Source organism: Shimia sp., from assembly GCF_039969785.1.
GTDB lineage: Bacteria > Pseudomonadota > Alphaproteobacteria > Rhodobacterales > Rhodobacteraceae > Shimia.
This window is the reverse complement of sequence record NZ_JBDVNC010000007.1, coordinates 70183-79029: the sequence shown is the minus strand read 5'-3', so window position 1 is coordinate 79029 and position 8847 is coordinate 70183. Positions and strand designations below refer to the sequence as shown.

10 protein-coding genes are annotated in these 8847 nt (G+C 56.7%); 2 read left to right on the top strand and 8 right to left on the bottom strand.

The window, feature by feature from the left end:
• The 4 genes from ABJI08_RS04445 to ABJI08_RS04430 all read right to left on the bottom strand — a co-directional run.
• Positions 1–1572, bottom strand: a 1572-nt coding sequence (locus ABJI08_RS04445) for a recombinase family protein (protein WP_348400621.1), incomplete at its 3' end; no start/stop codon positions are given.
• Between the two features lie 278 nt (positions 1573–1850).
• Positions 1851–3194, bottom strand: coding sequence for an MFS transporter (locus ABJI08_RS04440; RefSeq protein ID WP_348400620.1), 1344 nt, complete (start codon positions 3192–3194; stop codon positions 1851–1853).
• Between the two features lie 9 nt (positions 3195–3203).
• Positions 3204–3476, bottom strand: coding sequence for a metal-sensing transcriptional repressor (locus tag ABJI08_RS04435; RefSeq protein ID WP_348309596.1), 273 nt, complete (start codon positions 3474–3476; stop codon positions 3204–3206).
• 97 nt (positions 3477–3573) lie between these two features.
• Positions 3574–3765: a hypothetical protein gene (locus ABJI08_RS04430; RefSeq protein ID WP_348400619.1), complete on the bottom strand. Its 192-nt coding sequence runs from the start codon at positions 3763–3765 to the stop codon at positions 3574–3576.
• A 273-nt stretch (positions 3766–4038) separates the two neighbouring features.
• Between ABJI08_RS04430 and ABJI08_RS04425 the strand changes: the two genes are divergently transcribed.
• Complete coding sequence (locus ABJI08_RS04425) at positions 4039–4692, top strand: HupE/UreJ family protein (protein WP_348400623.1); 654 nt, start codon at positions 4039–4041, stop codon at positions 4690–4692.
• A 15-nt stretch (positions 4693–4707) separates the two neighbouring features.
• The gene (locus tag ABJI08_RS04420) at positions 4708–5322 is read left to right on the top strand and encodes a transmembrane anchor protein (RefSeq protein WP_348400618.1); all 615 of its coding nucleotides are present in this window, start codon (positions 4708–4710) and stop codon (positions 5320–5322) included.
• A gap of 171 nt (positions 5323–5493) precedes the next feature.
• Here the strand turns inward: ABJI08_RS04420 and ABJI08_RS04415 are convergent, their stop codons facing one another.
• From ABJI08_RS04415 to ABJI08_RS04400, 4 genes are read right to left on the bottom strand one after another with little or no spacing between them, the layout of a single operon-like run.
• Positions 5494–6558 (bottom strand): tyrosine-type recombinase/integrase, encoded by a 1065-nt coding sequence (locus ABJI08_RS04415; RefSeq protein WP_348400617.1) that lies wholly within the window; start codon positions 6556–6558, stop codon positions 5494–5496.
• Positions 6551–8398, bottom strand: coding sequence for a tyrosine-type recombinase/integrase (locus ABJI08_RS04410; protein WP_348400616.1), 1848 nt, complete (start codon positions 8396–8398; stop codon positions 6551–6553). The genes ABJI08_RS04415 and ABJI08_RS04410 overlap by 8 nt, the downstream gene beginning before the upstream one ends.
• Entirely contained in the window at positions 8398–8610 is a 213-nt protein-coding gene (locus tag ABJI08_RS04405) for a helix-turn-helix domain-containing protein (protein ID WP_348400615.1), read from the bottom strand. Before ABJI08_RS04405 ends, ABJI08_RS04410 begins: the two co-directional genes overlap by 1 nt.
• The gene (locus ABJI08_RS04400; protein WP_348400614.1) at positions 8603–8758 is read right to left on the bottom strand and encodes a hypothetical protein; all 156 of its coding nucleotides are present in this window, start codon (positions 8756–8758) and stop codon (positions 8603–8605) included. Before ABJI08_RS04400 ends, ABJI08_RS04405 begins: the two co-directional genes overlap by 8 nt.
• Positions 8759–8847 lie beyond the last annotated feature (89 nt).

Sequence of the window (8847 nt, the reverse complement as noted above, 5' to 3'; positions counted from 1 at the left end):
GTGGCTTTCTTCGTTTTGGGACATACCCAACACCAACAAACCTGCCAATTCCCCAACCAATTCAACGGCTAACGCGCCGTCCTCTGGGATCAACCTGATCTCGGTCAACAGACCGCGAATGATAGAGGTCGCTTCCGCTTTGGCGGACGGCTCATTCAGAGCGGCTCTCAAGGTGGCGACTTTCCCTTTGTAAAGGTCTGCGAGCCCCGGATGAAGCAAGACCGGCGGCTCTGACGCCGCATTGGTCAATTCGGCCTCCAGCTTCGCCTTGCCCGCCTCCAGCGCGTCCATTTTGGCCTTCATGCTCGGGTGGAACATGCCTTCGGTGATAGCTTCGACGATCTTGTCGATCTGTCCGGTGATTCTGATTAGTTCTCGCTCAGATTTGGCTTTACCCTTGGTGGCCTCCGCTGTCAGGCGGTTGTGCTCGGCCTGATAGGCGCTGACAAACTCCGCGATGAGGTCTGGATGCAGGAGTTGGTCTTTGAGGCCGGACAAGACGCGTGTTTCCAGCTCTTCCCGTTTGATGGTCAGCCGGTTATCGCATGTGCCTTTGTTCCGCGTTGCTGAGCAGCCGTAATAGTGTTTGCCCACCTGAATGAACCCGCCACCACATGCCCCACACGTCAACATCCCGGAAAACAGGTGCTTGGCGCGATGGGCGCGCTCCGGACGGTTGAGACCATCACTGATGACTGTGCTGCGTGTGGCCTCCTGGCGGGCTTTTACACGCCCCCAAAGGTCTGCAGAAATGATCCGTAGATCAGGCACATCTTCGATGATCCACTCTTCCGGTGGATTGAGACGGGCCTGCCTTTTGCCTGTCGTCGGGTCCTTGATGAACCGTTGACGGTTCCAGACAAGGCGACCTTGATAGAGATCGTTGTTCAGGATGCCTGTGCCACGCCGCCAGTTGCCATAGATGGTCGAGGCCCCCCAACCGGCGCCTCGCGGTCCCTCGATACCTTTTTGGTTTAACGCACCTGCTATTGCACGAGGACTGAGGCCATTGGCGTAATCCACAAAGATACGGCGCACCACGGCGGCTTGATCTTCATTGATGCCACGTTCGCCGGTTGCGACTTCGCCGTCTGATTGGAAGTTGCCCACGACGTCGTAGCCATAGGTCACCCCGCCTGCGGATTTGCCTTTGCGCACACGGCCTTCAAGGCCGCGATGGGTCTTTTGAGCCAGGTCTTTGAGGAAGAGGCTACTCATTGTGCCCTTAAGCCCGATGTGCAGTTCAGAAATCTCGCCCTCAGCCACAGTGACAATCGGGATCCCCTGAAACCGCATTTGTTTGAAGAAGGCAGCGATATGTTCCTGGTCGCGGCTGATCCGGTCGAGGCCTTCGGAAACGACCACATCAAACGCATTATGGCGGGCGTCTTCCAGCAGGCGTTGATAGGCAGGGCGCAGGTGCGACGCACCGCTCAGGCCCCGATCGGAATAGGTCTCGGCCTCCTGCCAGCCTTTGCCCTCAATCAGGCGAACACACAGGCGGTGTTGATCCTCGATCGAGGCGTCACTTTGCATATCGGTTGAATAACGGGCGTAGATCGCAGCACGCATGAGCAGGGCCTTTCCATCAGGATAGCATTGGCCCTACCCATTATAGGCACGAAAACACCCCCGTCATCCACTTTCGATTGCAACCCAGTTGCAATTTTTTAAGACGTGAAAACAGATGTTTACGTTAGCGTGGGATGACCCACCCAAGATAAGACGAACCAAATCAGCCGGAATCACAGAAAGCTCAAATGCGCACATTCAATTCTGAACACCGTAAAGGTAGCTATGCGGACAAAGCGCTATTTCGCCGCGCCTGCGCCAATGGCCGCTCCGCTATCTCATTGCTCTGAGCGGCTCCCCAGTTCTCGCACTCTCGGCCAATGCGGATGATAGTCATCGATGACAATCGGATGACTGTGGGTTCGACCATCGTGCACATGTGGATGATCTTTTGGCAGATCGTCATGCGAATGAGTTACCGGTTCGCCGCTTTCCTGCGGCCAGAGGACCATCCCGCAAACCACACCGAAGCCCGCGAGCACGGCCAAGACTGCAAACGCCACCATTGGTCCGGAAACGGTGATCAGCCAACCCGCGAGCGGATAGGTCACCAGCCAGCAGGCGTGGGACAGTGCAAATTGGGCGGCATAAACGGCAGGTCGGTCTTCGGCGTGGGCGGAGCGTTTAAGCAAACGTCCTGAAGGGGTCAGCACGGCGGAATAACCAATCCCAATGATGAACCAGCCGACCAACAGCGGTATCCATTGCATCTCATAAACCAGTGTCATCAGAGAGAGTGCCAACAGTGCAGCCACCAAGACCATTGCGCCGCCGATCATCACCGGGCGATCAGGCCGGTTGTCCAACAGCTTGGGCAGAACCAGAGCGGCCAGCATCGACCCACCGCCGAAGGCTCCAAGGGTGATTGCAACTTGGGAGTCGCCCAGGCCAAGATCGAATCGCACCAGAACCACCGTATTCACCAGCACCATGGCCCCCGCTGCTGCGGCGGCGGAATTTAGTGACAGCAACCCACGAAGACGTGGCGTGGCGAGGTAGATGCGCATCCCCCGTGTGGTGCGGTCGTAGATGCCCCTTGGCTCTGTTGGCTTCGGGCTTGGCAACAGGACTGAGACGACCAACAGAGCAGAACCAGCGAAGCCGATGACCGTGCCAAAGAACAAGACGTTAAAGCTGACGAAGGTCAGCAGGATCGCGGCCAACATCGGGCTGATGATGTTTTCCAGATCATAGGCAAGACGCGACAGCGACAGGGCGCGGGTGTAACGCTCTTCCTCTGGGAGGATGTCTGGGATCGTGGCCTGGAACGTCGGCGTGAACGCGGCGGAAGCGGATTGCAGCGCAAAGATCAGGACGTAGACCTGCCAAACCTCGGTCACAAAAGGCAGGCAGAGGGCCACCACGGCACGGACAAGATCAAGGCTGACCAGCATCGTGCGGCGCGGCCAGCGGTTGGCGAAGGCCCCTGCAATCGGGGCGACGCCCACATAGGCCACCATCTTGATCGTGAAGATCGTGCCCAACACGAGGCCAGCCCGTTCCCCTGACAGATCATAGGCTAGCAGCCCAAGGGCAATGGTTGCCAGTCCCGTCCCCAGCAGTGCCACAACCTGTGCCAGGAACAGATGGCGGTAGGTGCGGTCAGCGAGGACAGAGAGCATGGGTGGTCCTTACAGATACTTGGTGATTGCCTTGAACTCAGCAGTGATCGGGGTCCCGTCAGCACCCACCAGTGCATCGTCGAGGCAATGGTCGATGTGATCCTGGATCAACGTGCGTTTGGCCTGCTGCACGGCCTTCTCCACGGCATGAAGCTGCTGTGCGATGTCCACGCAGGGCTGTTCGTCCTCAATCATCTTGATGACGCTGTTGAGATGCCCGTTGGCACGTTTCAGCCGTTTGACGATGGCAGGGTGACTTGCATGGGTCGTGTGTTTTGTCATATGGGTTACGTAACCCCCTAGGGGGGATCAGGCAAGTGGGCCAAGACTCACGAGAGCAGGCGGAATGACACGGGCAATCACGAGATATATGAGAGGACTACTGACCATCGCCTTGGCGGTTGGTATGCTGCTGTCTGCGAACTCCCGCTCGGTCACCCATGACTTCACCGAACTGGCGAAGATTGTCGCGGAACATCACGCCGAGATCGAGGAGCATGTCCACGCCCATGAAGACATCGTTGATCTGATGCATACCTACCATGGCCACAGCCATGAGATCGCGGACCATGACCACAACATCGCGTTTCTTCCGCCACGTGAACCTGCGGGTTCTATCATGCCAACCAGCACGAGTTGGGCTATGGCAAACAGTGCTATGCCTGACCGCAGAGACTACGGATTAGATCGACCGCCACGTGTGTGATGCTGCGCCCAACTGGGCGTTCCAAACCATCACATTCAACAAACGGAAAATCCAATGTTACCAAACCGATCTTATCGGTCGGGGCAGCAGTCGCATCCAATGCGTCAGCCTCTGACCCTCTTCACCGCCATTGTTCTAATGCTCATGGCATTCGCGACCTCGGCCTATGCCCATGACGTGACGCCTGGAGATGCAGGCTACATCCAGGAGATATTCGGGGGGCATATCATCTCGTTCATCTATCTGGGCGCAAAACACATGATGACAGGCTACGACCACATCCTGTTCCTGCTTGGCGTCGTTTTCTTCCTTTACCACATGAAAGACGTGGCGATTTACGTCAGCCTGTTTGCCATCGGCCATTCGGTCACCATGCTGTTGGGCGTGTGGTTCGGCTGGGGCATCAACGCCTATATCATCGACGCCATCATCGGCCTGTCGGTAGTCTATAAGGCACTCGACAACCTTGGGGCCTTCCAGAAGTGGTTAGGGTTCCAGCCCAATACCAAGGCGGCGACACTGATCTTTGGACTGTTCCACGGCACGGGTCTGGCGTCGAAAATCCTCGAATATCAGATCGCCGAAGACGGGCTTCTGGCCAACCTTCTGGCGTTCAACGTGGGCGTTGAGGTCGGACAACTCTTGGCCCTGTTCGTCATCCTGATCGTTATGGGATACTGGCGACGCAGCCCAAACTTCATGCGTCAGGCGACTGTCGCGAACATCATCATGGTCGGCCTCGGCGTTTTGCTCACATACCAGCAAATCGCAGGCTACATCGCCAGCACATAAAGATTGGAGAGAACTATGCATAACGCACCAAGACCGAAACTCGAAGACCTGCCAACAAAGGCACAACTGCGCCGTTCCACGATCATCGCTGGTATCGGGGCTGTGTTCATCGGGGTCTGCGTCTACCTCCCCGCCGAATACGGCACAGACCCGACAGGCGTGGGCAGCATCCTCGGCCTGACTGAGATGGGTGAGATCAAGCAGCAGCTTGCCGCAGAAGCCGCCGCTGATGAACTGCTGCATGGTGGTGACGAGTCCTCATCGCTGATGAATGACATCTTCGGTTTGTTCGTCTCCACCGCCCACGCACAAGAAGCTTGGACCGACGAGATCACCTTCACCTTGGCCCCCGGTGAGTTCACCGAAATCAAGGCCACCATGGAAGAAGGGGCCACCATGACCTACGCATGGTCCGCAACGGGTGGACGGATCAATTTCGACCTTCACGCCCATGCCGGTGGTGAAGATGTGACTTATGAGCGGGGCCGTGGTCAGACATCTGGAGAAGGCAGCTTCGAGACCCCCTTTGCAGGCGACCACGGTTGGTTCTGGCGTAACCGCGACGACGCCGACATCACCGTAGTCCTGCAACTGCGTGGTGATTACAGCGAGATCGTCCGCAGCGAGTGATGCTTTGATTTGGCCACCTAGCGAAGGCGTATGGGTGGCCAAATCACCTCCAAGCGAAACGCACACCCGACATTCGTTCGGTGCGCAGCATTCGGCAAAATGGGCTCACACCCGCCATTCGCTGCAAGTGTTTCGAACGGCGGGTTTTGATTAACCCTTCTTTCATACCACTTACGTGCGACCCTGCTTCACCGCCTTCTTCTGCAGCGCCCCAATCAGATCCTGATAGTCATTGCAGGCACTGATGCCCTTTGCACGGTTGTAGTGTTTGTTGGCCATGTTGAGTGTTGCGTGCCCGAGAACGTCGCGAATGATGTTTGCGTGTTCCGGATCCACTTCGGCGATAGTGGTGGCTGCAATGTGGCGGAAGGCGTGGGGGCGCAGTTCCAGCCCCAGCACGCGTTTTGTCACCTTGGGCAGTTCACGGGAGAAGCCGTCTGGTGTGATCGGGTCACCATATTGGTTGATCCAGAGCGCGTTGTTGGATTTGCCTTGCAGAAGGAGTGGGCGGTGCACATCAAGATAGCGCTGCATGTAAAGGATCAGGACTTCAGGCAAGGGGAAGTCAAAGGGCTTCCGGGTTTTGATATCTTTGGCCTCATAGTAGAGGTGGAAGCCGTCTGTCTGCACCTTGAGATGGTCTTCGAGTGAGGTCGCCAACAGAGTGCGGCGGCGCACTGGGCGGCTGACAAGAAAGGCAATCATCAGGCCCTGACGGAAGCGGATCGCCTGTGTCTTGGAGGCGTAGCGAGCATTGCCGTCGTGACGCTCAATCCAGTCTATTGCGAGACGCAGAACCTCACCTGCAGCAATATCATGCGGTGGCGGCAGGCTGTGGCGCTTTGCCTTCTTCAGTAACTTCTTGGAAACCGAGTTGAGCCAGCTCCAATCCGTCTCAGGGGCCATGGCACAGATCACGACATAAATATCCGAGACAAGATTGTGCACGGACATTGGCGCCAGACGTTCCTCTCCTTCTTCGACAAAGGCCCTCACCCCTTCCTTGGTCACGCGGGCTGCGGGCGGGGCGGACAGACATTCCGGCATGGTACGCAGCAGGAACGACAACCACTGGCCATAGCCTTGGCGGCGTTTGGCGTGACTGCCCGCGGACCAATGCGTAAGGGGTCCGCTGTCACCAAAGAACACCTCTTTTGTAAAAAGCGCGTCCCAGGCAGAGCGATCTGCCTGGGGCCAGTCTTTGATCTTCAAAACGATGGTGATCGCCTTAGTCATGATCATTTCCCCATTTCTTGAGCACAACATCGTCATAATGCTCATGTGCCCACTGATTGGAGAGGTCGGCGTAGAAGGTCATGGTTGTCTGCTGGGTCTTATGCTTCAACAAACGGCGAACAGTCTCAAAAGCGCCGGGACGTTCGCGCAGATAGAGAAACGCGGCGAGATGACGGAACAAGTGGGTATGTACCGTCAAGCCGGTCTCGCGATCGATCAGGGCTTTAATATCTTTGCTCAGGTTAGAAGGGTCACGAGGGGCACCATTGCCCTTCATGGGAAACAGGGCAGGTCCGTTGGCACGCGTCAGCAGATGGCGGAACTTGTCGTTGTAGATACGAAGCAACCTCGAACAACTGGCATTAAGCGACACTTCGATGTGCTCGTTGTTCTTCACGTCCTCAGCATCCACACGGATGGTGTAGAACGTGTGCGTACCCTTGCGGTGACTGGTGACATTCGTGTCCAGTTCGAGTTGGGCAAGGTTCTTGGCGCGCATGGGGCAAGACAAAAGAATGCTGATGGCAACCGCATGCATTGCAAGAAGCGCAGATGTGCGCGAGGTGGGGTCAACCAAGGCACGGGTCATCAATACTTCCGGCAAGCCAAGCAGACGCGCGACGTTCTTCCAGTCATTGAACTGACCAAGACGGTCACGGTTCTTGCTGCTCATCCCTTTGACATGGGGAGAAACCCTTTTCTTGATCGTCTTGATTGCGTCCAATACCTGTTCCGGAAGTTTGAGGTGATGGTGGGCAATTGCCTTCAAAGTGGCCGCGATATTGTGAAGCCCGCTATCCTTAGGGTTATCGAGACCACGGCGCTTCATGGTTGCGGTGAAAGCCTGCTTCATGTTCTCAGCTGTGATCACATCGGCCAGAGACAAGAAGGTATCGGGGTCATTCCCGGCCAGAACAAGTGCGTCAAGGAACTGACGCAGGTGGGCTTCCGTATTGCGCAACGACGTCGGGCGCAACGCTTTGTCCGGTCCATCTTCGTCAAACGGGTCCGCGTGGCGCATGCGGCCGAGATAGCTGGCAATGTCATCCTGCATGGATTGCGGATACGAGGTGAGGGGGCGAGAGCGATATTGGTCGCTTTTCTTGTAGCTAAGCAGGGTCAGGTCCAAGCCCTGACGAGTGACAATGCCGTTCCAAGTTTGAGCCATCTCTTTGCAGAGCTTGGTCGGGTCCTTACCCAAGAGGCGCTCATCAAGGTGTTGTTGGAAGTCAGCCATCACCTTGTCATCCACAGCCTCGGGCTCGATGGCTTGCGCTGCACAGTAGTTCACAAGGCGCGACAGAGCGAGACGCTGGTGCTTGGTTTCGCAAGCCGCCAGAAAGGCCTTCCATGCGCTGTTGGGCTCAGCCTTGGGTATAGCAGGCGGCAAGTATCCGGACATCTTCAAAGCCCTGGTCAGCTCCGTTTTGACATTGCTGAGGGATTTGGCAGAGATACCTGCCTGAACCGGATGAATGCCTGCCAGCAGATTGCGCAGGGCAGGAACGTCCGTTGGCAGGTCTTCCGGTACGCGGTTCAGGTATTTGGCAATACGATTGATCGAGGAGATCATATCGCGACGACGCGTGTCTTTAAGATCGGGAGCCGCCATCAGAGCGACGATGGCGTCGGCCAGAGTTGCGGGGGTAGTGTTGTCATAAGGCATGTGATTTCCTTTCTGCCTTGAAGTGAAAATTAGAGGGGATTGGGACGATTGCGCCCATCTTGACCCTCGGTGGGCCACGTGCGGACATTCGGGAAAACCAAGCGACGAATTTGTAGCCAAAGTTCGTAGGGGGGCTTTCCCGAAGTCTAAAATTATGCGGTCAAATGAGGACATTAGAGGACATGCCCTTGAACATGATTGCCGCGACGCGCCGCGAGGGCTTTGAGGTCCGTGCGGGCGATACGCCAGTCACGGCCAAGGCGCGTTGCAGGCAAGTCGCCAGAGGCTATCCAACGGCGTACTGTCTTGGGACAAACATCGAAGGTCTCGGCAACTTGACGGACGCTCAGGTAGACAGCGTTCGAGGGGAATGGGAGGTTAGACATTGTCCGCCTCCCCATTGTTGATGGTGCAGCGGGCTGCAAAATCCAGACGAGCTGCCTCGCGTGCCAAAAGGTGCACGAGGGCGAACAATGCGTCCGGGATGTCGAGTTTGGAGGGGGTGCCTAAGGGGGCAAGAGGTACGTTCGTCATAGCTTAGTTCCTTTGACGGAACCGCACGCGACAATGATCACAGTGGTCTGAATTAGGAGCGCACTCCAGATAGCAGACGACCGACCTCA